Below are 26,157 nucleotides of genomic sequence, written 5' to 3' on the forward strand. Positions count from 1 at the left end.
AAAGACTTTCCCAGGTGCTTCATCGGGAAAGTCTTTTTCTGCGTCGCAGGAAGACGAAGAACAGAACGATCAGCACGATGGCGGCCCCAGCGGTAATCGCAATGTTTTTGATGTTCGGTACGGTGATCTCGACCATGATCCGGTTTTCTTCCAGAGCATCCAAATTCCACGTGAGAACGTTGCCGTCGACGTCATCGGCGTTGTGGGATTTGGGCTTCACCGGCAGGTCAAGCGTGAAGGTCAAGTCGATTCGGTCGCCGATAAAACGCGCGGCTCCGGGGATCGAGACGGATTCACCGAGATCGACATCGGCGACGATTGCATAGGTGCGCGTGAAAAATCCCTCCTCGACTGTCGTGTCGACCGGAATATCCTGCGCCCCGTCCGAAACGACGCCCGATGCCGGCAGCACGTCCATCTCTTGAATGTCTTCGAACGACTTGGATGCTTCAAAACCTGTGTATCCGCCGGACGTATAATCACTGACCTCATAGCCTCGCTGGGTCAGCTCGGCTTTTGCCGTTTCGACAAGTCCATCCGTCCGGTCGGCGAAGCGCCCGGACGCATTCTCATCCACGCCGATCCGGAACGACGTTTCGCCGCTTCCGTCCTTATTGATTTTCACCCCGACATTCCCCTGCACACATCCGGAAAGAATCAGGATGAGGACAAGTGCCGGAGCAATCCACCATTTTCTTTTCATTTACATCCCCTCCACAAGGATAATTTTCCACCTATGAGATGTGTCTTTATGTACAAGATTATAATTGACAGGAGGAATAGTTATGACGATTTCAAACACGATGGAAAATTTCCACCAGCATCTGCAGACGTGGATCGGTACAGACATCTGCATCACGAAACACGAATTGCGCGATCAAGATGCCGTCTCCATGCAGCTGCACGACGTTTCCTATTCTGTGAACCCGATGAGTATCGACGGCTATATGGGTCCCTATACGCTCTACCTGCACGGAAAGGGATATGTCAGCACGGACATGCAAGGGACAGAGCCCCTCCCCACCCCTTATTACGAAATTCCGCTGGAGGAGACGACCCATTACGAATGGAACGACGACCGCTTCTTTCTAAAGACGGCAAGAGGCGACTACACGATCGCAAGAAAATAAGAAAACAGCCGGCAGTCGTTGTCCGGCTGTTTTTTTTCTCATTGCGCTTTCGGAAGATCCGTAGACGGCTGCGGGCGCTTATTTTTACCCTTGAACGACCAATACGTAAACATCCGGATGATTTTCTCCATCGGTCCCTGGCGGAAATAACGGCTGTACCACAGGCTGAGTGCCGCCTGCAGGCTGAACACCAGCACGCCGATTGCGATTCCCGCCCAGATTCCGAGGGAAGCGAACAACCCCAGACCGAAGCCGTAAAAGATGAAAATACAGCAGACCGTCTGGAGCAGGTAATTGGTCAACGACAGACGCCCGACCGCCTCCATCCCCCGGACGAATAGTGAAGAGCGGCCGTGGAACGCTGCGGTGAAAAGACAGATGTAACCGAGAGCGAGCAGAGGTCCGCCGAGCGCGTACCCGACGCCCGACCAGCTCGAATCCGGCATCCAGACGATCATGCTCTTCAGCCCAAGCCCGGCAAGGGTAAGCCACAGCGCCCCGCGCTTCCATACCGCTATGTCAGCTTCCACTCTGCTGAACAGCTGTCGTTTTGCCGCATACATCCCGAAGAGGAACATCGGCAGGATCAGAAACGGCGAAAGTGCAAGAATGAGGAACATCAGACCCGGCCCGAGCATCAACGGGTCTTCCTGCGAACGGTGGGTCATGATTTCAACAAACGTCCCGCTCCCATATATATCGACCGTATCTTCCACATACGCATCCATCCTCGTCTGCTCTTCTGCCGTCATCGCAACCCCCCCGCTGCCGTAGGAGAACGACGACGTCAGAATAAGAACGACGACTCCCCAGATGAGCAGCGTCTTCGGCTTCCTTTTCACGAACAAAAGCAGGAAGAAACCCATCATACCGTAGGCGAATAGGATATCCCCTTCCCACAGCAGGATTCCGTGCAGGAGACCAAGGACGATCAGCGCCAGGAACCGGCGGGTGAATTGCCGCTTCACACGGAAACCCTTCTCCTTCCAGCTGCTGTACATAAGGATGATTCCATATCCGAACAGGAAGGCGAAAATCGGCATGAAGCTCGTTTCGACGAACACCTTCAAGATATCGTGACCGACAGCATCCGCCGTACCGAAGTCCCACTCATCCTTTCCGTAAATCCCGTACTGGAATATCAATAGGTTGGCAAGCAGGATTCCGAACAAGCTGAATCCTCTCAGCGCATCTATCACACCAATTCTTTGTTTCAATGAACTTCTCCCCTCTCTTTCCTTATTCATACGGGAGGTCGAGCAGAGAAGATTCATTTATTTTCCAATTATTTCTGATTTCCGGGAAGCAGCTGCTGCAGCGTCTCCTTCAACTGAAGGATGTCCGCTTCTTCCATATGCAGACGTTCGAGCAGCAGGTCCGGAATGCACTCCGCTTTCTCTTCCGCTTCCTTCCCTTTATCCGTCAAAACGACGTCAACGCTCCGTTCATCGCGTGTCGAACGCTCTCTCCTGATCAGACCTTCCGACTCCATCCGCTTCAGCATCGGCGTCAGCGTCCCGGAATCCAAATAAAGCCGGCGGCCAAGCTCCTTCACCGTCAGCGGACTCTCCTCCCATAAAGCGAGCAGCACCAAATATTGTGGATACGTAATATTCAAATCGGCTAAAAGCGGACGGTACATCTTCGTCATCTCGCGCGTCGCCGCATACAAAGAAAAGCAAATCTGATTTTCCAACTTCATTTTTTCATCGGCCATTCGGCAACCCTCCTGGTTCCATTATAGCAAATGCCTTGCCAAACACAATTCAATTGTGTACTATTTAATTGTGCACAACCTAAATAACAATTAAGGAGTTGTTGAACATGGTTAAACCTCTATACACAGCGAAAGCGACAGCAGAAGGTGGACGTCAAGGCGTCGTCAAATCTTCAGACGGAACATTGGAACTGGATCTTACGATGCCGAAAGCGCTCGGCGGCAACGGAAAAGAAGGCGCAACAAACCCGGAACAGCTATTCGCAGCAGGTTATTCTGCGTGCTTCGACAGTGCTCTCCAACTAGTCGCATCCCAGGCGAAAAAGAAAATCACATCGAAAGTGACAGCGGAAGTGAGCATCGGCAAACAAGGCGAAGGCTTCGGACTTGCAGTTAAACTGTTCGTCGAAATCGAAGGCGTAAGCCAGGACGAAGCAGACGAACTCGTCAAGAAAGCCCACCAAGTCTGCCCTTACTCCAACGCTACGCGCGGAAATATCGAAGTCGATCTGGAAGCAAAAGCCGTTTAATTTTTATCATAGAAGAAAATTTTTTAGAAACATTAAAAGGAAGGGATTATGCCCTCAAAGCCTTATTCCCTACAAGCTTAAGGAAGTAAATAGCAGCAGAGGGCGTAGGGAAGAGGGGCAGACTCCTGCGGGAGATGCGGCACAGGTGAGACCCCGGAAGAGCAGCGCGATGAGGAGGCTCACCGGCCGCCCCGCGGAAAGCGCCCCTCTTCCCGGAGCCCTCCTCCCTGCAGTAAAAAACGAAAGGCCGATGACGGTCTTTCTTTTTTTGCAGAAAAAGGATTACTGAACAGAAACCGTTCGGAGCACCATAAGAACAGGCTGTTTGCTGCCGAACCAGCCGACAATTACGGACAAAATCCGAAGCATATCGGTTGAACTCTCAACTTCAAGATATTATAATACGTGTGTTAATAAACTTGTGAGGACAACAACTTAGGAGGTTTTACAAGTGAACGTATTAGTTATAAAAGCAAACAACCGTCCAGACGGTATTTCAACGAAGATGTACGACGCGTTTTTGGAAAATATTGAGCAGAATCAAGACGTCAACGTCGAAACGTATGATCTGTTCGCCGAAGATACACCATATTTGAGCCAGGATCTATTCACTGCGATCGGTAAAATCCAGGAAGGTGCCGCTATGAACGAAGACGAGCAGCGCTTGATGGATGCGAAGCAGAAAGCGAAAGACGCGTTGAGCAAAGCAGACGTCGTCGTTGTCGCGTTCCCACTATGGAACTTGACGATCCCTGCGAAACTGCAGACGTTCATCGACTATGTAGCCGAAGCAGGCTTCACATTCAAGTACACGCCGGAAGGTCTGAAGCCGCTTATGACAGACAAACAGGCGATCCTTCTGAACGCCCGCGGCGGCAACTATTCCGATCCGTCCATGGCACCGATGGAAATGTCCTTGAACTACATGCGTAACGTTCTTGGTGGACTATTCGGCATGAAGATTACAGAAGAAGTAATCATCGAAGGCCACAATGCGAACCCGGATCAAGCGGAAACTATCGTTAACGAAGGTCTTGAGAAAGTCGCACAAGCTGCGAAAAACGTCGCTTACCAAAACGTATAAGGATTACAGAAAAGGCACTGGGATCGTTCCCAGTGCCTTTTTTCAATTTGATTTATCTTCTTTTCACCAACACCTAACTTTAGCCATTGATATCGAATAACAGCGGATTATTGGGCCGGTCCTTATCTGTATTTGATAATGAAGGGCCATGTCAGGCAAAGGACGGAGGGGAATGGAGCAGACTCCTGCGGGAGAAGTGGCTCAGGTGAGACCCCGGAAGAGCAACGCGATGAGGAGGCTCACCGGCCCCCCGCGGAAAGCGCTCCATTCCCCGGAGTCCGCCCTCTTCTCCAATCTTTTTCAATAAAAAAGAGACACCGGATCCGGTGCCTCTTTTCGCATGTGATTAATGGCCTTCTGCTTCATCGACGTGATGGACGTGCTTCGCGTTTACAGCGACAAACAGCACAGATACCAGCACGACAACCCCCGCCACATAGAACGGTACGCTTGAGTTATATACTTCCGCCAGTTTACCCGCAAGGAACGGTGCCAGCGCACCACCCAAAAAGCGCAGGAAGCTGTAGGCCGCAGAAGCCGTCGAGCGTTCGACAGGGCTTGCGTTCATGACCGCTGTCGTAATGAGCGTATTGTTATTACCGAGCAGCGCACCAGCGAAGATGACCGCAGCGATGACGACCCATTGTGTAGATGTCCAAGCTCCCATAGCAAGGAGAACAAGACCGAAGACGACGAGCATCAGGCACATCGACTTCACGGTTCCGAACCATTTTTGCAGCTTCGGAGCAGTGAAGACGGATGTGACGGCAAGCAGAATTCCCCAACCGAGGAAGACGAATCCGAGTCCGTGTTCATCCAGTCCGAGAACGAACGGGGAATAGGCGAGCAGCGTAAAGAACCCGAAGTTATACAAGGCGGCCGTAATTCCGAGCACCAAGAGAGAACGGTGCTTCAATGCACGGAACGGATCGCCGAGCGATGTTTTTTTCTTAGCAACGCCTGCTGCCGGCTTCGCTTTTGGCATGAGCGTCGTCAGACCGATGAAAGCAATGACCATAAGCGTCGCAACCCCAAGGAACGGTCCTCTCCATGACATCGCTCCAAGCCAACCTCCAAGGAGTGGACCGACGGAAATGCCGAGACCGATGGCTGCTTCATACAGGATGATCGCTTTTGCGTTTCCGCTGTTGGACAACGTGACGATCGCTGTTAGAGCTGTGGCAACGAACAGGGCGTTACCGAGTCCCCAGCCTCCGCGCAGGAAGACAAGCTCCCAGATTCCGTTGGAAAGACCACCAAGGGCGGAGAAGATCGCGATAATGACGATCCCTGCAAGAAGCGTCTTCTTCATTCCGATTCTCGAAGTGATGAACCCCGTGACGAGCATCGCAACGGCCATGACGGCATTATAACTAGTGAATAAGAGCGTAACCTGACTTGGTTCTGCATCCAGCTGCTCGGCTATGGCAGGCAGGATCGGATCGACAAGACCCAGTCCCATGAAAGCGATGATACAGGCGAAAAAGACCGCCCACACCGATTTCGGCTGATGTAAAATTCCAGGTTCCTCGGCAATAGTCACCGGTGGGACCTGGTTTGTTTGTGTAGACATAATAACATGTCCCCTTTCCTTATAATTTCGAATGGAAGATGTGGCGGATCACATCACCGCGGCTGATGATCCCGACGAGTCTGCCGTCCTCTTCAACCGGAAGCTTTTTGACCTCGTCTTTCCCGAGCAGGGCGGCGACTTCCTCCCCTGCTGTCTCCACCGACGCCGTAAGAACGGAATCATCCGCAAGCTCCATAACGTTCAAGTCGAGGACCTCTTCAATCCGCTCATCGAACGGATGACGATCTCCGGGTATGACCGCTACTGTGTACAAAGAATCGACGAAGAAGTCTTTGTGCTTCCCTATATAACGCATGATGTCTTCCTCACTGATATAGGCGACGATGTTTCCAGATCGATCCGTCACCGGCATCCCGCTGATCTCCTCATGAATCAACTTGGCAAGAACGGTCCGAATCGAATCCGTGTGATTTACGCGATGCACGTCATGCATCATCATATCTTGTGCCTGCATGGTATCTCCCTCTCCCATTTAGTTGCATGATACAAACAATTACTTGTATAATACAACTATAAAAGTTCTTATGTCAAGACAATGCGTTCAACTATGTTATGATAAAAGGAGGAAAAGGATTAATGGAGGTGGCAGGATTGAGTGACAGATCCGTAGAAGTGATCGAACGACAAGTCACAGACTTCATCCGCCGGATCGTATTGACAGAGAAACAGGACGACAGTCTGGAACGTTCGGCATATATTCTGCTCCGTCAGCTGACTACTTATGGTCCGGCCGGAGTGAAAGCCCTTTCGGAAGACCTGCATCTGGACGTTTCGACGATCAGCAGGCAGGCGGCGGCTCTTGTTGCCAAAGGGTATGTAGAGAAGATACCGAATCCAAACGATGGGCGCGCCTACTTCTACCGGATTACAAAGCTCGGTTCCGAAGAACTGGAGGGCAATAAACAGCGCCGGTTTGAGCGTTTGTCCCGCGTGCTTTCTGACTGGACGGACGAAGAACAGGAAACGTTCGGAAGACTATTGAAGAAATACAATGAAACGATCAATAAACGGCTCAACTTATAGCCGAAAAAAAGCCAGGCATGGGTCTCTCCCGTGCCTGGCTTCTATTTGTTCTCAGGAAGCTTGGTTTTCATCGACTTTCGTCAGTGCTTCCTCGAGCGGTTCCCTCAATCCGACAGCGAGCGTCTTCGAATAAAGCGTTCCGATATGGTGTTCATCCCGGTACACGTACACGTTGCCGATAACCGGCTTACAGCTGTCTTCCTCACAGAAGTAATCCGACAAATCAGCATAGGTCACGTTCCCAGGCAGGTCTTCTGTATTTTCCCACGGTACGACGTCCGCCAGCGCTTCCCTGCGCGGTACCGAACAGTCATCGACAGAATCATTCTGTTCGAGGCAGATGAGCGGATCCTCTTCCATACGAGGATTATCCCGGATGGCGAAAACTTCCGTAATACCTTCGAGTTTCCGCCACTGTTCTTTATACCCGTCCGGAACTTTGTCTCCGGCACCGACCGTCGCTGTCGTGACGACAAGGTCCGGCGGCTCTTCCAACAGTTTCGCAAGCAAATCTTCATTCCATTCCACACACGTCTCATTCAACTTGCCGTTGAAATCGTCGGCAGAGAACCGGCAGGCATCTTTATTATAAACATCGATCTGCAGGTTAAAGTCTTTCGACAATTCCTCAAGCGCCGGGAACCAGTGTCCGGAATGGGAACCACCGACAAGGGCGACCGTATAATCCGGATTTTCCGTCTCCCCTTTGGAGCAATATTCAAGCCCTTCTTCATTCGTGTACGTGAAGCAGCTGTCATCTTCATAAAAAGACGGCAGGTTCTCCTGGACTTCGATCGGCGTCGGATATGGACCTTTATCGTCAGCAGGCTCGATATCCCCCATAACCGCTCTTGCACCCGGGTAGTCTTCTACGACATAGGCCGATCCCTTCACTTGACTGCTGTAAAGGTCCCAAGCCGTATTGAGAGCAAGCGTCGGGATGATGAAGAAGCTGAGTGCGAGAACAATTCTTCGTTTCGCCGTCCGTACGTTCAGCTTCCGGATCGGCTTTTCAATATAATTCACAGAGACGTAGGCAAGAACGACCGTAATGGCAAGAACGATGATTCCAGCCCCTGTGGAGATCGTATCGGTATTGAAGTAGGAGTAATACAAAATAAGCAGCGGAAAATGCCACAGATAAAATCCATACGAAATCCCGCCGAATTTCAGGAACGGCTTCGATCCGAGCAGTTTGTCGACACCGAAGCGTCCTCCGTTCTCCGCAGAAACGATGACGAAGATGACCCCCATTGTCGGCAGGAGAGCGATGTAGCCCGGGAACATCGTCGAAACGGGAACAACCATCCCTGTGAAGACGACGATGGCAAGGCCGACCCACCCCATGACGATGCTGATTCCTCGTTTGAATTTTAAATAAGGAAGCAGCAAGGACAGAATACCGCCGAGGCTGAACTCCCACGCTCTCGCAAACGTATCAAAATAGGCCCACGGCTGATTGACTGCCGTCTTGTAAATCGAATACGCGATGGAACAGGTGAACAAGACGAGCAGCACGCCGAGAAGCGTCTTTCTCACCGGCGTCTTCAATACTTTACGTGCTAAATAATAGGCGAGCATAATGACAAACGGCCACGTAATATAGAACTGCCCTTGCAGCGACAGCGCCCAGAAATGCTGGAACGGGCTGGCAAGGTTGTTCTGAGCCAAATAATCAACCGAACTGAAGGCAAGCTGCCAGTTCTGGAAGTAGAAAGCGGACGAGAACCCTTCCGCAATGATCTGCTTCCACTGCGCCTGCGGCATCACGATGAACGAAAGCACGATCACCGTGAACAGAACCGTGAAGGCAACCGGGAACAGCCGCCTTGCAAGACCAAGGACATATTCCTTGACGTTCAGGCTCCCTTCCCTTACCATCCGTGATAACAGCGAAGTGGTGATCAAGTATCCGGATACGATGAAGAAGACGTCGACCCCTCCGGAAACGGAACCGAGCCATATATGGTAGATAGCGACGAGAAGTGCAGCGACCGCCCGCACACCTTCAATTTCGGGCCGGAACCGCTTTTCCGGCGCTCTTAAATCTTTCATACTATCAAAACCCCCAAGTAATCAACGACGCATTGCTGCAGCATCATTCAGTATAGATACGTTAAGCATAACAGTTTTCCCTAATTTTTTGACCAATTTCCAATAATTTAACAAATGAATTACAATTCGAACTATTCCCTTTTTCAATAGAATGCTAATGATTGAGAATTAACCGGCCCGTTTCTCATCCGATGAAATTGGATATACTAGTAACACATCCGTAAATGTGACAATTTATCGCAGCGGTTGACAAACATGGAGTTTTATTTAATAATAGGTGTCGTATTAGAATTATTATAAATTACTGCTTTTTGAAGCAGAAAACCATAACTCAGGAGGAATTCAACTATGTCTCTAATCGGTAAAGAAGTACAACCATTCGAAGCAAAAGCATTCAAAAACGGTGAATTCGTAGACGTAAGCAACGAAACATTCAAAGGTCAATGGAGCGTTGTCTGCTTCTATCCTGCAGACTTCTCTTTCGTATGCCCTACAGAATTGGAAGACCTTCAGAACCAATACGAAGATCTTAAAGCACTTGGTGCAGAAGTTTACTCTGTATCCACTGATACGCACTTCGTACACAAAGGCTGGCACGACAGCTCTGAAAAAATCGGTAAAATCACTTATACCATGATCGGGGATCCTTCCCAGACGATTACCCGCGGCTTCGACGTCCTTGATGAAGAGTCCGGTCTTGCAGATCGCGGAACGTTCATCATCGATCCAGACGGCGTTGTTCAAACTGTAGAAGTGAACGCAGGCGGAATCGGCCGTGACGCTAGCACGCTTGTAAACAAAATCAAAGCAGCTCAATATGTACGCAACAACCCAGGTGAAGTATGCCCTGCTAAATGGGAAGAAGGATCTGAAACACTTACACCTAGCCTTGATCTAGTAGGTAAAATCTAAGGAGTGACAGTGACTTATGGCACTTGATGCACAAATCAAAGCACAACTAGACCAGTACCTCCAGATGATGGAAGGGGACGTCGTGCTGAAGATCAGTGCAGGCGAGGATGACACATCGAAAGAGATGCTGGCTCTTACAGAAGAGCTGGTATCCATGTCTCCTCGGATCACTGCAGAAACAGCACAACTGAAGCGCACCCCAAGCTTCAGCGTCAACCGTCCGGGCGAAGAAACAGGCATCACATTCGCCGGCGTACCTTTGGGACACGAATTCACTTCCCTCGTCCTTGCCTTGCTGCAAGTGAGCGGAAGAGCTCCCAAAGCTGACGAAAACGTCCTTGAACAAATCAGAAACATCAATGGAACGTACCATTTCGAAACGTATGTCAGCCTGACATGCCATAATTGTCCAGATGTTGTCCAAGCGCTTAACTTGATGAGTGTCGTCAATCCGAACATCACCCACACGATGATCGATGGTGCCGCTTTTAAAGAAGAAGCAGAAAGCAACAACGTCATGGCTGTACCTTCCGTATATCTGAACGGCGAATTCTTCGGCGGCGGACGCATGAGCCTGGAAGAGATCGTCAGTCAGATCGGAGACGGTCCGGACCCGGATGAGTTCAACAACAAAGATCCGTATGAAGTCCTTGTCGTCGGCGGCGGCCCTGCAGGAGCATCTGCAGCGATTTATACCGCCCGTAAAGGAATACGTACTGGAATCGTTGCCGAACGCTTCGGAGGACAGGTACAGGATACGATGAGCATCGAGAACTTCATCAGTGTGAAGAAGACCGAAGGCCCGAAACTGGCTGCAAGTCTGGAAGAACACGTGAAGGACTATGAGGTCGACGTCATGAACCTTCAGCAGGCCCGCTCGCTTGAGAAGAACGATCTGTTCGAACTTGAGCTTGAGAACGGCGGCGTACTGAAGAGTAAAACCGTCATCATCTCCACAGGTGCCCGCTGGCGTCAGCTCGGCGTACCGGGAGAAGAAGAATTCAAGAACAAAGGTGTCGCTTACTGTCCACACTGTGACGGCCCGTTGTTCGAAGGCAAAGACGTAGCAGTCATCGGCGGCGGAAACTCCGGTGTCGAGGCGGCGATCGACCTTGCCGGTATCGTGAAACACGTCACGGTCCTCGAATTCGGCGCGGAACTGCGTGCGGATGAAGTGCTGCAGGAACGCCTGCACAGCCTTCCGAACGTAACCGTCCTTACAAATGCACAGACGACGGAAATCACCGGCTCTGATAATGTGAATGGTCTCACGTACATCGATCGTGAAACCGAAGAAGAGAAGCATGTCGAGCTTGATGGTGTCTTCGTCCAAATCGGTCTCGTACCGAATACCGAGTGGCTCGGTGACTTCGTCGATCGAACACGCACAGGCGAAATCGTCGTCGATAAACGCGGCGCAACGAGCGTACCCGGCCTGTTCGCAGCCGGCGACTGTACCGACAGCCCGTACAACCAAATCATCATTTCCATGGGAGATGGAGCGAATGCAGCCTTGGGTGCGTTCGACCACCTGATCCGTAACTGATGGAATTTAAGCCCTGTCTTTTCGAAGACAGGGCTTTTTTAGTCTGCCGCGAAAATCTAAGGAACAGGTAAAGCCTTCCCCCCTTTGAAATATGAATCAGGCTGCATCAATAAATCAAAGGAAAGGCGTGTATGGTAAAGGGTGGAGGGGAATAGAGCAGACTCCTGTGGGAATGGTGGCACAGGTAAGACCCCGGAAAGCGCTCTATTCCCCGGAGCCCGCTCTCTACCTGAAAATCACTTCCTCTTTTCGAAGTCAGAACTTAACAGGCTGTCGGGAAACTTAAGTGGCTAAAGCAAATATAGTTAACCTACGGAGAGTTTTGACGGTGAGGGAGTTATCTGCTATGATAAGCGCGTTATTCAGCGGACTCTTTCAAGAGCCCAGTTTTCCACTGTCCGCACCGCCGGACGGTTGGCATGGAGGCTTATTCAAACATGAAGGCAGGAAAGATACTTACCCGTATCACCCACCGCCAATGGATCGTCATCACCCTGCTCGCCATCACCTGCATCGCTTCGATGGTATTCGTCAACCATAATGCCGGACTTTACGGCCGCACGATTGCAGAAGTGACCGATACGAAGACGGTCGATACGGAGAATGTTACAGACATCCACGACAATAAAGACACCATTTCTACACAAACCATTTCCGGGGAAATATTGAACGGACCCTATAAGGGTAAAAAAATCGACATGAGCAACGAATACTCTTCTTCGGAAGCATACGACCAAAAGTACGAGGAAGGGAATGAAGTGTTTGTTTCCATCGATGAAGATTCGCTGCAGGAAGATGGACTGACCGGTGCGATCATCGATGCAAAGCGTGACAAATACGTCCTCGCTGCCGCCTGGGTCTTCCTTTTTCTACTGCTGATTGTCGGCAGAAAGCGCGGCGCACTCTCGATTGTCAGCCTCGTCGTCAACGCAGCCTTGATGTACTTCGCGCTCGATCTTTATATCGCCAATTCCGACGGTACCCTGCTCTTTATCTGCAGCGGGCTCGTCATTTTGTTCAGCATCGGTTCACTCCTTTTCTTAAACGGATTCAATCAGAAGACGTATGCTGCCATTCTATCTACGCTGATCGGCATTTCCGTTTCTTTAGCGATCGCCTATTTCGTCATCCAGGCCCTGCAGGGGAACGGCCTCCGCTATGAGGAAATGCAGTATTTGACCCGTCCGTACAGGGAAGTATTCATGGCCGGGCTGTTCATCGGCTCGCTTGGTGCCGTGATGGACGTATCGATCACGATCGCTTCGTCACTGTTCGGACTCTATGAGAAGGATGCCGCCATCACAGGAAAGGCATTGTGGAAATCCGGTATGGACATCGGAAAGGACGTCATGGGGACCCTGACGAGCATCTTGTTCTTCGTCTATGCGGCCGGCTCGATCCCGTCGATTCTTCTCTACTTGAAGAATACATCGCCGCTCGGCTTCACGCTGTCCATGAATCTGTCGCTTGAAATAGCCCGGGCGCTTGTCGGCGGCATTGGCATTGTCCTGACAATCCCGATCAGTGTCTACACTACACTGTTCATCATTAACGCAAAGAGGAAGAGATCATGAATGTACTAGTCGCCTTAACCGCCATATTATTCCTATTGATGGTCCTCGTCGGAGGAAAAAAAGGAGTGCGATCGTTCGCTTCGTTATTCTTCAACTTCGTCATTCTCATCGTCGCGCTGTTTTTCATGCTCGATCCGCACATCAATCCGATCATCGTGACCATCATCGCCTGTGCGGTCATCAGCTACGTCAACCTGATTTACGTGAACGACTGGAATTTGAAGACGGGCACCGCGTTTCTCGCTACGATGGTCACGATCGCCATTTTGCTCGTCGGCATCCATTTGATTACAGATATGTCAATGATCCAAGGGTTCAGTGAAGAAGATTCCGACAGCCTCGCGCCCTACTCGTTATACATCGGGCTTGATTTCGTGAAAATCGCCGCCTCCGTCATCATCATCGGGACGATCGGCGCCATCACGGAAGTGGCGATTTCCATCACGTCATCGATGAGTGAGGTGCAGCACCACCATCCGGAGATCTCAAGGAAGGACTTGTTCGTCTCCGGCATGAACGTCGGCCGCGACATCCTCGGAACGGATACGAACACGCTGTTCTTCGCCTTCTTCGGCGGCTACCTTGCCCTGCTTATCTGGTTCAAGGATTTGGACTATTCGCTGGGCGAAATCGTCAATTCCAAAGTGTTCAGTGAAGAGATGATTGCGATCTTTTGTGCCGGCATCGGCATTGCGCTCATCATCCCGGTCGCAGCGGCCATCCATTCCTTTTTCGCGGTGCGGAAGAAGGCGATGGCTGCTGAATAATAGCCCTTAGAAGAGGACGGGGCGTCCCCATTTACCGGAGCCCGCTCTCCAAACAAAAAAGCGTCCGGCTCGTAAGCCGGACGCTTTTTCTATACTATCTATCTCCAAACTTCCTCTGCAATTTCAAGCACGTGGCGGATCTTCGCCCACTGTGCTTCCTCTGAAATCACATTCCCCTCTTCCGTCGAAGCGAACCCGCACTGCGGGCTGAGACAGAGCTGGGACATCGGCACATAGTCGGATGCCTCTAAGATCCGGGCTTTGATCCGGTCCGGGTCTTCCAGTTCGCCGGTCTTCGATGTAATCAGGCCGAGGACGACCGACAGATCCGGGCGGTTGACGTGACGGAGCGGTTCGAAGCCGCCGGAGCGTTCATCATCGAATTCCAGGAACAGGCCATCGACGTCCAAACCGTCGAAGATCGTCTCCGACAGCGCTTCATAGCTCCCTGTCGTCATGAAGGTCGAACGGAAGTTTCCGCGGCAGATGTGCATCGTGATCAACAGGTCTTCCGGACGCTCTGCGATCGATTCGTTGATCGAACGGGCACACAGGGTAGCGGCACGTTCCGGATCGCGGCCTTCCGCAGCAATCGCTTCTCTGCCTTTTTCCGAGAAAAAGCTTGCCCAGGCGGTATCATCGAGCTGCAGGTAGCGGCACCCTTCTTCGTAAATCCGCTGAATGAATCCTTGGTACGCATCCACCAAATCCGCGAGCAGCGCTTCATCCGTCGGGTAGATCTCCCTGTCGATGTCGGCACGGAATAGGAGCATGTTGGGGCTCGGAATCGTCAGCTTTGCGACGGAATCGCCGGCGATCTCTTTCAGGAAACGGAAGTCCCTGATGGCCGGATGATCCGTGAACCCGACCTTTCCAGTCACTTTGACACCGCGCGCCTTCGTCTCCACCCCGTCGAACGGAAGTCCCTTCTCCTTGTCGTAGCCTTCCACTCCATCGAGTCCTTCAAGGAAATCGAAGTGCCACCAGCTGCGACGGAAATCCCCGTCTGTCACGGCAGGAAGTCCTGCCTCTTTCTGTTTCGCGACAAGCTTCGTTATCTCTTCGTCTTCGATCCGGCGCAGCTCTTCTTGGGAAATCGTCCCCTCCGCTTTCTGCCGGCGCGCTTCCTTCAAACGCTCGGGTCTCAGGAAGCTCCCGACATGATCGCCTTTGAATGGAGCTCGTTTGATGGTTGAATTCGTCATCTCTATCATCCTTCTTCCGTTGAAATTAAAAAAATCCACACTTCTCACCATAAGAAGAGCGGATTACCTGCGTATCTAACCTCTTCTCATCTGCAAGCACGTACGCTTCTGGAATTAGCACAGTACCACCCGTCAGGAGTCTGCTGCTAAGGCTTCAAAGGGCCAGTCCCTCCACCTTTCTCGATAAGAACGTTTATCTATGAAGTTGTTAGCCCCACTATACAGCAATTCTCAAACGATTGGCAACCTGTTGTCGGAAAATTTTGTCGATAAGTCGGACGTACGACCTGTCTCTATTTTATTGCTAGCTTTTTCCAATTCAGCTACTTTAGACATATGTTCCATGAATCAAACATTTGTCCGGAGGGCTGTCTATGTTACCAAACAAACTGACCGACCGCGAACGTCAGGTCTATGAACAGATTGCAAATAACCCGTATATTTCCCAACACGACCTCTCCCAAATCCTCGCCTTGTCCCGGTCCACCGTCGCCAACGTCATCTCCCAGCTTGTACAGAAAAACATTCTGCTCGGCCGCGCCTATGTCCTGAATCATTCCCGTCCTGTCCTCTGCATCGGTGCCGCCAACGTCGACCGCAAGTATCACTGCCTGGAGCGCTTCGACTATAAGACATCGAATCCGGTGCGGTCGACCGCAAGCGCCGGCGGCGTCGCCAGAAACATCGCAGAAAACCTCGGGCGCCTCGGAAACCGGCCGACACTCATCACTGCTGCCGGCAGAGATGCCGACTGGGAAATCATCGCCCGCGCCTCTGCCGAGTATATCATAATGGACGGCGTCCTCCATCTGCCGGACCGGAACACAGGCACGTACACCGCTGTCCTCGACGAGCATGGAGAAATGACGATGGCCTTCGCCGATATGGCTATTTACGACGCTGTTCTTCCGGAGGAGATCCGTCGTCACGAGAAGAAATGGAAGCAGGCCGAATGCGTCATCGCCGATTTGAACTGCCCGCAGGAGACGCTCGCCTTCCTGCTTAAGGAAGCAGCCGCCGACCACACGCCGGTCGCCTTCATCACCGTCTCGATACTGAAAATGAAGCGGCTGCCCTCGGATATCAGCGGCCTGACGTGGCTGATGACGAACGTCGAAGAAAGCGCCGCACACTTCGACATTCCCATTCAAAACGAAGCCCAGTGGAAAGACGCCGTTGAACACTGGCTCGCCTGCGGTGTCCGCTATGTCACGGTGACGTGGGGCAAGCGGGGTGTCATGGTCGGGGAAAGCGGCGGCAGCATCCGCCACTATCCCGCCCCTGCCCTCGACACGACCGTAGACGTCACCGGCGCCGGAGATGCATTCTCCGCTGCTGTGCTGCACGCCTGGCTCGACGGCAGTCCACTGTCCGAAGCCGTCCATGCCGGACTGAAGAGCGCCGCCCTCTGCGTCCAGACGACAGCGACCGTCCATTCCGATTTGACGACCCATCTATTAAAAAAACAGGAGGAGTTCCTATGAATCTCAATCCCTATCTCTCCCTATCACAAGAAGTGAACGAAGCTTTGGAAACAGGAAAGCCTGTCGTCGCCCTCGAATCCACCATCATCTCCCACGGTATGCCGTATCCTGAAAACATCGAAACGGCGAAGGAAGTCGAGCGGATCATCCGGGATAACGGAGCCGTCCCGGCGACGATCGCCATCCTTGACGGCCGGATCAAAATCGGACTGACAGCGGAAGAATTGACAGCGCTCGCCTCAAGGGATGATATCACCAAAGCTTCCCGTAAAGACCTCCCGTATCTGCTTGCGACCGGCCGCTCCGGTGCGACGACGGTAGCCGCAACGATGATTTGTGCCGACCTCGCCGGCATCCGCCTGTTCGTGACCGGCGGCATCGGCGGCGTCCACCGCGGGGCCGAAACGACGATGGACATATCGGCAGACCTGGAGGAGCTCGCCAGGACGAACGTCGCAGTCATCTGTGCCGGTGCGAAATCGATCCTCGACCTCGGCCTGACCCTCGAGTATCTGGAAACGAAAGGAGTACCAGTGATGGGGTATCAGACCGACTCCCTTCCTGCCTTCTTCACGCGCACATCCGAGTTTGCCGTCCATTTCCGCGTCGATGACGCAGAGGAAATCGGGCGCATCCTTCATACGAAATGGGAGCTCGGTCTTCAAGGAGGAGCCGTCATCGCCAACCCGATCCCTTCCGGTCACGCCCTTGATGCGTCCTACGTGACGGGCGTTATCGAAGCGGCGCTCGTTGAAGCGAAGCAGCAGAGCATCACAGGCAAGGACGTCACACCGTTCCTGCTGGATCACGTCAACCGCGCCACCGAAGGCAGAAGCCTCGCCGCTAACATCGAACTTATCAAAGCGAATGCCGGACTCGGAGCCGCTGCAGCCGTCGCTTTTTATGAACAAAAGAAAAAAGCCTATCAGCGATAGGCTTGTCCAGGAAGAAGCTTTGTTTCCATCCGCCGGCGGGAAAAGGGGGTACCTTTCCCCTTCTCCGACCCGATCGGCGACTGCTTTTGGAAAACGATATGCTTCTTATTTTTTCTTCTTTCTATACACCCCTAACTAAAGATCAGTTCCTTTTTTGCCAGACCAAGCGCCTCATCTGTCGTACGGTGGATATCCTGGATCATCCGCGGGTGATCGACGAGCGATACGCCGTAGGATGGAATCATCTTGGCGAGCTTCGGCTTCCATTGATCGATATGGTCAGGGAAGCAGCGGTTCAGCACATCGATCATGACGTGCACGGCTGTCGACGCCCCCGGGGATGCCCCGAGCAAAGCCGCAATCGAACCGTCCGCACTGTTCACGACTTCCGTCCCGAACTGGAGCGTTCCTTTGCCGCCTTCCTTCGTATCCTTGATTACCTGGACACGCTGGCCGGCAACGACGAGGTCCCAGTCGGAGCTCTTCGCATTCGGGATGAACTCCCGTAAAGCATCCATCCGCTGCTCCTTCGACAGGAGTACCTGCTGAATCAAATACTTCGTCAGCGCCATTTCCTTCATTCCCGCTGCAAGCATCGTCAAAATGTTGCCCGGTTTGATCGATGTGAACAAATCCATCAATGAACCTGTCTTCAGGAACTTCGGCGAGAACCCTGCGAACGGACCGAACAACAGCGTCTTCTGATCGCCGATATAGCGGGTATCCAAGTGCGGCACCGACATCGGCGGTGCACCTACAGGAGCTTTGCCGTACACCTTCGCTTCATGCTGTTCGACAATCTCCGGATTCTTGCAGACAAGGAACTGCCCCCCGACAGGGAAACCACCGATTCCTTTGCCTTCCGGGATGCCGGACTTCTGCAGAAGATGGAGACTTCCACCACCCGCACCGAGGAATACGAAATCCGCCTTCCGGGTTTCCAGCTTATCGTTCTTATCATCGTACATCTTCAATTCCCAGCGGCCGTCGTTCGTCCGATATAAATCCTTGACGTGGTGATGATGCTGCACTTCCACCCCTTTGGCCTCCAGATTCTGAAACAGCTTCCTTGTCAAGGAACCGAAGTTGACGTCGGTACCGCTATCCATCTTCGTCGCCGCGACCGGTCCGTGAGTATGGCGGTCGTTCATGATGAGCGGAATCCACTCTTTCAACTGCTCTGGATCTTCCGAATACTCCATCCCTTTGAAAAGAGGATTTTGTGACATCGCATCATAGCGCTTCTTCAGGAAGTCGACATTCTCTCCTCCGAAGACGAGACTCATGTGGGGCAGTGGCCGGATGAACTGTTCCGGGTCCTTCAACTGGCCGGTCTTCACCAAATGAGACCAGAACTGTTTGGACACCTGAAACTGTTCATTGATCGAGACAGCCTTCGTCATATCGATCGAACCATCCGCCTTTTCCTTCGTGTAATTCAACTCACACAAAGCCGCATGGCCAGTCCCTGCATTATTCCATTCATTCGAGCTTTCTTCTCCGGGCGTTCCGAGCTTCTCAAAAACGGTAATGTTCCAATTTGGGGCTAATTCTTTCAAGAGTGAACCGAGGGTCGCACTCATAATGCCAGCACCTATCAAGATCACGTCTGTTTTCGTTTCTCTGCTGCTCATATTAACCATCCTTATATCATGAAATTTGCAGAAAAGATGCCGAGGTCACAAAATCGCACCTCTCCTGTCATTTAATGACCCTGTCTCTATGATACCGCTTTATACACCGAAAAGTCACTATTATCTAACAATTATATACAATTTTTCATATCGGAAAACGGCAGGAAAGGCGTCTGTCCGCACATGACCAAGGAAAAATACGTTCTCCGATATAGTAAGAAAAGAAAGCATGTCCCGTGCATGCAAAAAACACATGGGACGAAAATTGGAATCGTGCTACCATTTCCCATAGAAAGGGTGCTATGTATCTTCCTGAAACCATGACAAAATAGGTTCCGGATCTCCTCACATTTTTACTTTTGTATCAGAAGAAAGGATGCTCGCCGTGAAGGGCGGAGGGAAATGGGCAGACTCCGACGGGATTAGCGGAAGAGGTGAGACCCCGGAAGAGCGCAGCGATGAGGAGGCTCACCGGCCGCCCCGTGGAAAGCGTCCCATTTCCCGGAGCCCGTCCCTCTTACCTGAAAATATTTTTTTCAAAAAGCAGAAGAGAGGCGTAGATTACGCCTCTCCTGATTCCTTCTCCTTAAGCAGCTGCCGTCTCTTCCTGGCAACGGTCGAAGCGACGACGGCATAGCCCATCAAGAAGATGGCAAGCAGACTGTACGCCGCTCCTTCAAAACCTCGGATCATGACGAAGCCGACAAAAAACAGGATGGTGGCAGCCAGGGCCGCCAGCATCGTCGGCAGCATCTTCACCAGCAGCGGCAGATTCTTCTGCGCCAGCCAGTACGAGAGTATCACGACCAGCACCCCGGGAATCGTCGCAACGAGAAATGGTCCCCCAATCATCATCCTTTCCGCCTCCAATCCGATTAGATTAAGCTAATACTATCCAATATTAACCCGTTCAGCAAGGGGCATTCTCCCAATCTACAAGAAACGAAAAAAAACGCCGGAGTCTCCGACGTTTTTCGTCATTTTTCATAGTAGTAACAGGGACAGACCAGGGGCAAGGATCGACACGATGACGGCGCTCAGCACCATGGCGATCGTACTGATCGAGCCTTCCAGCGTATCGCGCTCCATCGCCGTCGCTGTTCCGATGGCGTGGGAGGCACTTCCCATCCCGACGCCGCGCCCGATCCGGTGCGTCAGGTTCGTATAGCGCATGACGAACGGATGGATCAGCACACCGCCGATGCCGGCGATCATGACGAAGACAGCGGCGAGCGGCATCGCACCGCCCGTCGATTCGGCAATGGACATCGCAACAGGCGTCGTCACGGATTTCGGGACGATCGAATGGATGATCAGGCTGCTGAATCCTGCCCACTTACTGAGGAGCAGACCTGACGTGATGCCGACGATGGCACCGATGAACGTACCTGTGACGATCGGGACGAGCATACGCTTCAGAATCTCCCTGTATTGATACAACGGATACGCAAGCGCCACGACGGCCGGCCCCAGCAGGTGATCGATCCATTTCCCGCCTGTCATATACGTTTCATACGGCAGGTGGAAGACGAGGAGGAACGCGATGATGATCACCGTGGAGACGATGATCGGCGCCGTGTACATCCGGTTGTGCTTCCGGTAAACGAAGGTCGCCGCCTTATAGGCAGCCACCGTGAGGACGACCATGAAGATTCCGATACCTATCTCCTTCATGCTTCCTCCCTCCTTCTGACCATCCGCTGGGTGACGACTCCGGAGAGCCCCATCACAAGCGCGGTGCTGAGAAGGGCGATCACGATCAGAAGCAGCCCTTTTCCTTTAAAGACGTAAGCGTAACTGATGATACCGACGGTCGCAGGGATGAAGAAGAACGGGAGGTTCGCGATCATGAAGCCCGTCCCTTTCCGGAACCACTTCTCCGGTACCGCCTTCAGCATCAATAATACGAATAACAGAAGCAGGCCGATGACGCTGCCGGGAATGAACAGGTGGAGCGCCGACTGGATCCACGTCCCGATCAGATAAATAAGATAGAGTCCGGCTATTTGTAAGAGAATCTTTGCTGCTTTTGACACAATGAATCCTTCTTTCCTTAATGAACTTCCAACCCCTAGTATAGTACGCTTCCCGTCTCAGGTCACCGTTTTTGCAGGTAGAAAAATGCCCCCGATGTTACGTAAGCGTCTTCTTTTGCCTGCCCATGCGCTTGAACTCATACATCTTCCGGTCGGCTGCCGTGTACAGTTCCTCTGTCGACATGCCCGGCTCATACGCTTGATAACCGTAGCTGAAACGAGTCTGGCGGAGAAGCGCCTCCTCCTGCCGCTTCAACTTCCGCTCGACTTCCGTGACCGCAGGCACGACGTTCCGGATCTCCTTCTCGACGACGACGATGAATTCATCCCCGCCGAGGCGGGCGCAAAGCCCTTTGTGCTGGAAGACCTTCTTCAACACACGGGCAAAGCCGACGAGAACCTGATCGCCCTCTCGGTGGCCGTATTTATCGTTGACTTCCTTGAAATGGTTGAGATCGATCAACAGTATGCCGAAGGGACGACGGATCTCGATCAGGTGATTGACATAGACTTCATAACTCTGCCGGTTATAGAGCTTCGTCAGGAAATCCTCCTCCGTCGTCGCCGATTCAAGAAACGTATAGGAGACGAGAATCCCGATCACGATTGCCGTCCATGAGAAATAGATCCGCGATTCGAACAGCTGGACGACCATTCCGACGATCGGCAGCGCAAAGAAAAGGAGGAAGAGACCGGTGACATACGAGGGCAGCCGCTTTCGATTCTTAATAACGAATGCGAACATATAGACATATTGACTGCCGAGGACGACGTAATGGACGTCTTTGAACGCGGCGCTGCTGTATTTATTGATGCCCGGTTCGACGTCGAAGTAGATAGGATGATAGATATTGATGAGAAGGACAGCAAGCGTCACGATGCTGAGCTGCTGGTAGTACATGCGTTTCTGCACACGGGAAGGATCTTTGAAAAGGTGGTAATCGACATACGACAGCATCAGACCGCCGAGGACCGGTCCGATCAGGAACAGGAGGAAGTTGGTCGAATACTCGAGTACGAATGCCCCGGGGAACAGCTTCTTGTCGAAAATCCACGTCATCGGTTCGAGAACGATCGCACAGGCGGTCGCTGCCATGATCGTCTTCAGCACCTTCTTCCCGAAGCTCTCCACCTTGGACTTCGCCCGCATGATCATATACAGGACAGCCAGAATGACAAGGGCAAATAGATTGATTTGAAACTGCACGATGATCTCCATACACCGCTCCCCTATACCGATAGATTTTCTTCTTACTTTCTACCTTTCTCCCATACTCTCCTGCATCCCGAACAGCAAAACGTCCTTTTTCAGTAAAAAAACAACAAAAAACGCCCTCATCCGAGGACGTTTTTCACCATCATTTTCTTTCAAGGAATGCACGCATATAACCATTGACCTCTGCCGGCTTCTCGTGGTGCGGCGCATGGCCGACCCCCGGCATACGGTGGATCGTGATATCCGGAACATACGCTTCGATCCCGTCCAGGTTACTGTTCTCAAAAGCGATATCGTCATCGCCCCAGATCAGGAGTGTCGGCGCTTCGAACGTGTCATACGGCAGGCGGAGCGGCTTCTTCAGATGCTCCTCGAACGGGAAGAAGGAAATCGCCCGGTAATAGTTCAGCATCGCGTTCATCGCTCCCGGCTGTGTCCAGGCATCGACGTATTTCTGCGCCTCCTCCTCGGTCAGGTAGCCTTTCTCGAGCCCCGGATAGGTCACAATCTTCTTCACCCGCTCCGCATCATTCTGAAGCAGGAGCTCATGCGCATCCGGACGCTGGAAGAATCCCATATAGCTGCTCGCTTCCCGCTGGGCCGGATTCTCCGCAAGCTCCCGACGGAACGTATGCGGATGCGGCGCATCGAACATGATCAGTTTTTTCACATAAGAAGGGTCCGTATAGGCAAGCGACCAGGCAATCGCACCGCCCCAGTCATGCGCGACGAGGATACATTCCTTCTCTCCGAACGCTTCGATCACTTTCTTCACATCATCAACGAGAATCTTCATCTTATAAGCCTCGACATCCTCCGGCTTATCGGAGAGGTTGTAGCCGCGCATATCGACCGCGACGACCTTATAATCCTCCGCGAAGGCTTCCATCTGATGGTTCCAGTTGTACCAGAAGTACGGGAATCCGTGAAGGAACAGCATCAGCTCTCCTTCTCCTTTGGTAACGTAATGAAGATGGACATCATTCACTTTTACATAGTCTTCTTTCCACATCTGCCTCATCCTTTCTGCTAAAACTTTCCACATCGAGACACTTTACTCCTCCCCCGGAATGGAATCAATGAAACAGACCTCTCTACTGAAAAAACAGGAAAGGAAGACTAACAATCAGGGAATCACGGAAACGATCTGAGCGGAAGGTCACAGAAGAGGCGGTCAGACAGTCGGAGTCGGCGTGTTCTTTTTTTGAAGTAAAAACGTTCCTTGCTCCGGTAAAGCCTCCAGACTCCCCTCTCCCCGTTCTTCAAATCTACCGAACTCTTTGCGGAAATACATTGGAATGTCTCCAACCGGGCCGTTCCGGTGCTTGCCGATATGGAGATGGATTTTATCCTTGTGTGCTTCATCCTGCGGGTCCTGGGATTGGTAGAGGAAAGTGATCATATCGGCATCCTGTTCGATATTGCCGGATTCGCGCAGGTCAGACAGAAGCGGAGGCTTCTCGCGGCGCTGGTCGACCTGGCGGGAAAGCTGGGATAGGAGGATGATCGGAATGTTATATTTCACCGCCATTTTCTTAAGGGAGCGGGTAATGTGGCCGATTTCGAGGTCGCGGCGTTCATGGCGGTCATTCGTGGACATCAGTTGGAGATAGTCGATGATGATCATCGGACGCGGAGGTTTATGTCTGCGAAGGTAAGCTCTCGTATGAGCGTGGATATCCTCGTAGGTAGAGGCGTGGGTATGGATGTCGAGTTCCCATTCGGAAATCCGCCCGACCGATTCCACGACGCCTTCATAATCGCTGTCGCTGAACATCCTCGACCGCCATTTCCTGCCGTTCACCGACGCATCCGCCGAAATCATCCGCTGCAGCAGCGGCTTGACGGCCATCTCCAGGCTGAAAATCTGGACACTGCCTCCGCCCTCACAATGATTGGCCGCAAGATGAAGCGCATAGGCCGTCTTCCCCATCGACGGACGGGCCGCCAAAATCACCAAATCGCCGGGCTGAATGCCGCCGGTTTTAATATCGAGCAGCTCATTACCTGTTCCATAACCGGTCTTCCCCTTCTCCGCTTCATCCATCTCACGGACGATTTCAAGCAGCGTTTCTTCGATCTGCTTGTCGGTGCAGTCCAGACTCAACTTGCGGTATTTCTCCGAGAACTGATAGAGTTCTTCGATTCCGTCATCTGTCGGGTCGTTCATATAGCGGGTACAGGCCTCTCCCAACGCCCTGTGACGATAGGCATCGAGGACGAGCCGCTGATCGTGCCGGAACGTAGTGGTCGTCGCAATCGATCCTGCCAGTTCCGCCAAATACCCGACGCCTCCCACTTTGCCGATTTCTCCCTTCAGCTCTGTCGTGACCGTGAGGATGGTGACCGGCTCGTTGCGCTCATGGATATTCTTCATCCCCTCATAAATCCGCCTGTGCCCGGGATTCGAGAAGTGGACCGGAAACAACAGCGCATCCTCCATCAATCCCCCATCCAACAAAATCGATCCGATCACTACTTGTTCTGCCGCTTCATTTATAAACATCCTGCGTCACCTTCCTCATCAGATTTTTCATCGCTTCTTCGAATTTCCGCTTCGTTTCCATGGATACTGCCGCCGCTTCCTGCGCCCATTTCCGTTCTTCTTCCAGCTGATCCTCCACTTCTTCCGGATACGACGCAATATCCACGAGCCGCGGTGGAAAAGGATTCTCCCACACATACGCCGTGAGACGCTTCATCACCGGTACATACTCCATCTTCTCGATTTCCGGGACAAGCATGGCGATCGTGTTCTCAGTAAGCTGGAATTTATCCGGATAGAAATCCTTGATCGTCTTCAGCACCTTTACCGCTTCTTCATACGTCATTGCTCCCGCTCCCTTCGGAATGCTTCGAACAGGTCTTCCCCGCCGCCTGCCTTCTCCTTCATCGAGTCGATGCGGTCCACATCAGCGACCGTCTTCACCCCGTCTGCCGCCCACCGTTTCAGGATCGCTTCACAATACCGGAAGAAATGCTTGTTCTGCTCCACGGAACGTTTGACGGCCTCGATCACAAGCCTGTCCGAAAGCTCCTCACACCAGTAGGTGATCCGTTCGATGATCAACGGATTCAATGGGCCGATATGCTGCTCGTAGAACGTATGAGGATCGATCAAAGGAGCGTCCGCCTCCTCATGCTTGTTTTGTTTCTTTTCCTTTTGTTTATATAAAGGGGCTGTCCCACGGGCTGTCCCATGGTCCGGCTCAAGGGCCGTTCCTCCGGCCGAACCGGCGGTCTGTTCCGGACCCAGCTGCGAGATCATCTCATACACCGGAGCACGGTTTCTCGCAACGAATGTGTGCTTGATATACCCCTTCTCCTTCAGCTCCTTCCGCGCCCGTTTGAAGGACGTTTCCGACAGGCGTGCCTTCGTCATGAGCACCATCGACGGCAGCGCGAACTCCTTCTTCCATCCTGCTTTGTTGTTGAAATGCATGAGCGACACCCAGAGGATCGCTGCTCCTGCGCTCATCTCCTCCATCTCCAATCGGTCCAGGAACACGTTCAACTCTTTCAAATAATTCATCCTTCCAACTCCTTTCATTCTCTGGAGGACTATAAAAAGCCTCTCAATCTATAATCGAAAGAACCTCGCATTTTGGTGTCACGTTTTTGCAAAAAAAATATTTTTTTCTGAAGAAATTCGAAAAACGATTCTGTTTACAAACCTAAAAAGTGGGAATATAATAGTCGTGTGTTAAGTTTTTAC

Annotated in this window: 26 protein-coding genes and 1 riboswitch; of the genes, 10 read left to right on the forward strand and 16 right to left on the reverse strand. The window is 52.1% G+C overall.

What is annotated here, in order from left to right:
• Window positions 1-19: 19 nt before the first annotated feature.
• Window positions 20-703, reverse strand: coding sequence for an LppM family (lipo)protein (locus M662_RS18930; protein WP_026577691.1), 684 nt, complete (start codon window positions 701-703; stop codon window positions 20-22).
• A gap of 82 nt (window positions 704-785) precedes the next feature.
• On the opposite strand from M662_RS18930, the gene M662_RS18935 reads away from it, so the two are divergent.
• Window positions 786-1,130: a protein YmzB gene (locus M662_RS18935; RefSeq protein ID WP_026577690.1), complete on the forward strand. Its 345-nt coding sequence runs from the start codon at window positions 786-788 to the stop codon at window positions 1,128-1,130.
• A gap of 38 nt (window positions 1,131-1,168) precedes the next feature.
• Here the strand turns inward: M662_RS18935 and M662_RS18940 are convergent, their stop codons facing one another.
• Window positions 1,169-2,347 carry a DUF418 domain-containing protein gene (locus tag M662_RS18940; RefSeq protein WP_026577689.1) on the reverse strand — a complete coding sequence of 393 codons (1,179 nt, stop codon included), beginning with the start codon at window positions 2,345-2,347 and terminating at the stop codon, window positions 1,169-1,171.
• Window positions 2,348-2,415: 68 nt separating this feature from the next.
• Complete coding sequence (locus M662_RS18945) at window positions 2,416-2,847, reverse strand: MarR family winged helix-turn-helix transcriptional regulator (protein WP_008636211.1); 432 nt, start codon at window positions 2,845-2,847, stop codon at window positions 2,416-2,418.
• A gap of 107 nt (window positions 2,848-2,954) precedes the next feature.
• Here M662_RS18945 and M662_RS18950 point away from each other — a divergent pair, with 107 nt between their 5' ends.
• Together M662_RS18950 and M662_RS18955 are read left to right on the forward strand one after the other, a co-directional pair.
• Window positions 2,955-3,377 carry an organic hydroperoxide resistance protein gene (locus M662_RS18950; protein ID WP_008636215.1) on the forward strand — a complete coding sequence of 141 codons (423 nt, stop codon included), beginning with the start codon at window positions 2,955-2,957 and terminating at the stop codon, window positions 3,375-3,377.
• Between the two features lie 451 nt (window positions 3,378-3,828).
• The gene (locus M662_RS18955) at window positions 3,829-4,461 is read left to right on the forward strand and encodes an FMN-dependent NADH-azoreductase (RefSeq protein ID WP_008636217.1); all 633 of its coding nucleotides are present in this window, start codon (window positions 3,829-3,831) and stop codon (window positions 4,459-4,461) included.
• Between the two features lie 346 nt (window positions 4,462-4,807).
• Here the strand turns inward: M662_RS18955 and M662_RS18960 are convergent, their stop codons facing one another.
• Together M662_RS18960 and M662_RS18965 are read right to left on the reverse strand one after the other, a co-directional pair.
• Window positions 4,808-6,034, reverse strand: a complete 1,227-nt coding sequence (locus tag M662_RS18960) for an MFS transporter (protein ID WP_026577688.1) — start codon at window positions 6,032-6,034, stop codon at window positions 4,808-4,810.
• A gap of 19 nt (window positions 6,035-6,053) precedes the next feature.
• Window positions 6,054-6,509 (reverse strand): CBS domain-containing protein, encoded by a 456-nt coding sequence (locus M662_RS18965; protein ID WP_026577687.1) that lies wholly within the window; start codon window positions 6,507-6,509, stop codon window positions 6,054-6,056.
• Between the two features lie 122 nt (window positions 6,510-6,631).
• Between M662_RS18965 and M662_RS18970 the strand changes: the two genes are divergently transcribed.
• Complete coding sequence (locus tag M662_RS18970; protein ID WP_008634291.1) at window positions 6,632-7,078, forward strand: MarR family winged helix-turn-helix transcriptional regulator; 447 nt, start codon at window positions 6,632-6,634, stop codon at window positions 7,076-7,078.
• A gap of 51 nt (window positions 7,079-7,129) precedes the next feature.
• On the opposite strand, the gene M662_RS18975 is transcribed toward M662_RS18970, so the two are convergent.
• Complete coding sequence (locus M662_RS18975) at window positions 7,130-9,133, reverse strand: acyltransferase family protein (protein ID WP_008634292.1); 2,004 nt, start codon at window positions 9,131-9,133, stop codon at window positions 7,130-7,132.
• 348 nt (window positions 9,134-9,481) lie between these two features.
• On the opposite strand from M662_RS18975, the gene ahpC reads away from it, so the two are divergent.
• From ahpC to M662_RS18995, 4 genes are all read left to right on the forward strand, one after another.
• Window positions 9,482-10,045, forward strand: coding sequence for an alkyl hydroperoxide reductase subunit C (gene ahpC / locus M662_RS18980; protein ID WP_008634293.1), 564 nt, complete (start codon window positions 9,482-9,484; stop codon window positions 10,043-10,045).
• Window positions 10,046-10,061: 16 nt separating this feature from the next.
• Window positions 10,062-11,591: an alkyl hydroperoxide reductase subunit F gene (gene ahpF, locus M662_RS18985; protein WP_008634295.1), complete on the forward strand. Its 1,530-nt coding sequence runs from the start codon at window positions 10,062-10,064 to the stop codon at window positions 11,589-11,591.
• Window positions 11,592-12,028: 437 nt separating this feature from the next.
• Window positions 12,029-13,165: a YibE/F family protein gene (locus tag M662_RS18990; protein WP_026577686.1), complete on the forward strand. Its 1,137-nt coding sequence runs from the start codon at window positions 12,029-12,031 to the stop codon at window positions 13,163-13,165.
• A complete protein-coding gene (locus M662_RS18995) occupies window positions 13,162-13,932 on the forward strand; it encodes a YibE/F family protein (RefSeq protein ID WP_008634297.1) in 771 nt (256 codons plus the stop codon). The genes M662_RS18990 and M662_RS18995 overlap by 4 nt, the downstream gene beginning before the upstream one ends.
• Before the next feature lie 98 nt (window positions 13,933-14,030).
• Here the strand turns inward: M662_RS18995 and M662_RS19000 are convergent, their stop codons facing one another.
• Window positions 14,031-15,137 carry a 5-methyltetrahydropteroyltriglutamate--homocysteine S-methyltransferase gene (locus M662_RS19000; protein ID WP_026577685.1) on the reverse strand — a complete coding sequence of 369 codons (1,107 nt, stop codon included), beginning with the start codon at window positions 15,135-15,137 and terminating at the stop codon, window positions 14,031-14,033.
• Window positions 15,138-15,220: 83 nt separating this feature from the next.
• A riboswitch (SAM riboswitch) is annotated at window positions 15,221-15,327 on the reverse strand.
• Between the two features lie 184 nt (window positions 15,328-15,511).
• Here M662_RS19000 and M662_RS19005 point away from each other — a divergent pair.
• Together M662_RS19005 and M662_RS19010 are read left to right on the forward strand one after the other, a co-directional pair.
• Window positions 15,512-16,621, forward strand: a complete 1,110-nt coding sequence (locus M662_RS19005) for a carbohydrate kinase (protein ID WP_035388109.1) — start codon at window positions 15,512-15,514, stop codon at window positions 16,619-16,621.
• A complete protein-coding gene (locus tag M662_RS19010; protein ID WP_008634303.1) occupies window positions 16,618-17,556 on the forward strand; it encodes a pseudouridine-5'-phosphate glycosidase in 939 nt (312 codons plus the stop codon). The genes M662_RS19005 and M662_RS19010 overlap by 4 nt, the downstream gene beginning before the upstream one ends.
• Window positions 17,557-17,687: 131 nt before the next feature.
• Here M662_RS19010 and M662_RS19015 read toward each other — a convergent pair whose 3' ends face one another.
• The 9 genes from M662_RS19015 to M662_RS19055 form a co-directional block, all read right to left on the reverse strand.
• Entirely contained in the window at window positions 17,688-19,190 is a 1,503-nt protein-coding gene (locus tag M662_RS19015) for a malate:quinone oxidoreductase (protein WP_008634305.1), read from the reverse strand.
• Window positions 19,191-19,751: 561 nt separating this feature from the next.
• On the reverse strand, window positions 19,752-20,045 hold the full coding sequence (locus tag M662_RS19020; RefSeq protein WP_008634307.1) for a YesK family protein: 294 nt from the start codon (window positions 20,043-20,045) through the stop codon (window positions 19,752-19,754).
• A gap of 129 nt (window positions 20,046-20,174) precedes the next feature.
• A complete protein-coding gene (locus M662_RS19025; protein ID WP_008634309.1) occupies window positions 20,175-20,864 on the reverse strand; it encodes an LrgB family protein in 690 nt (229 codons plus the stop codon).
• Window positions 20,861-21,226 carry a CidA/LrgA family protein gene (locus M662_RS19030; RefSeq protein WP_026577683.1) on the reverse strand — a complete coding sequence of 122 codons (366 nt, stop codon included), beginning with the start codon at window positions 21,224-21,226 and terminating at the stop codon, window positions 20,861-20,863. Before M662_RS19030 ends, M662_RS19025 begins: the two co-directional genes overlap by 4 nt.
• A 97-nt stretch (window positions 21,227-21,323) precedes the next feature.
• Complete coding sequence (locus tag M662_RS19035; protein ID WP_008634318.1) at window positions 21,324-22,445, reverse strand: GGDEF domain-containing protein; 1,122 nt, start codon at window positions 22,443-22,445, stop codon at window positions 21,324-21,326.
• Window positions 22,446-22,584: 139 nt separating this feature from the next.
• Window positions 22,585-23,487 carry an alpha/beta fold hydrolase gene (locus tag M662_RS19040; RefSeq protein WP_008634319.1) on the reverse strand — a complete coding sequence of 301 codons (903 nt, stop codon included), beginning with the start codon at window positions 23,485-23,487 and terminating at the stop codon, window positions 22,585-22,587.
• Between the two features lie 129 nt (window positions 23,488-23,616).
• Window positions 23,617-24,948, reverse strand: a complete 1,332-nt coding sequence (locus tag M662_RS19045; protein ID WP_035388106.1) for a replicative DNA helicase — start codon at window positions 24,946-24,948, stop codon at window positions 23,617-23,619.
• Window positions 24,935-25,273: a hypothetical protein gene (locus tag M662_RS19050; RefSeq protein WP_008634321.1), complete on the reverse strand. Its 339-nt coding sequence runs from the start codon at window positions 25,271-25,273 to the stop codon at window positions 24,935-24,937. Before M662_RS19050 ends, M662_RS19045 begins: the two co-directional genes overlap by 14 nt.
• Window positions 25,270-25,974: a DnaD domain protein gene (locus M662_RS19055; RefSeq protein ID WP_026577680.1), complete on the reverse strand. Its 705-nt coding sequence runs from the start codon at window positions 25,972-25,974 to the stop codon at window positions 25,270-25,272. Before M662_RS19055 ends, M662_RS19050 begins: the two co-directional genes overlap by 4 nt.
• Between the last annotated feature and the right edge of the window lie 183 nt (window positions 25,975-26,157).

Source organism: Bacillus sp. SB49 (genome assembly GCF_000469135.2).
Classification (GTDB): Bacteria; Bacillota; Bacilli; order Bacillales; family Halobacillaceae; genus Halobacillus.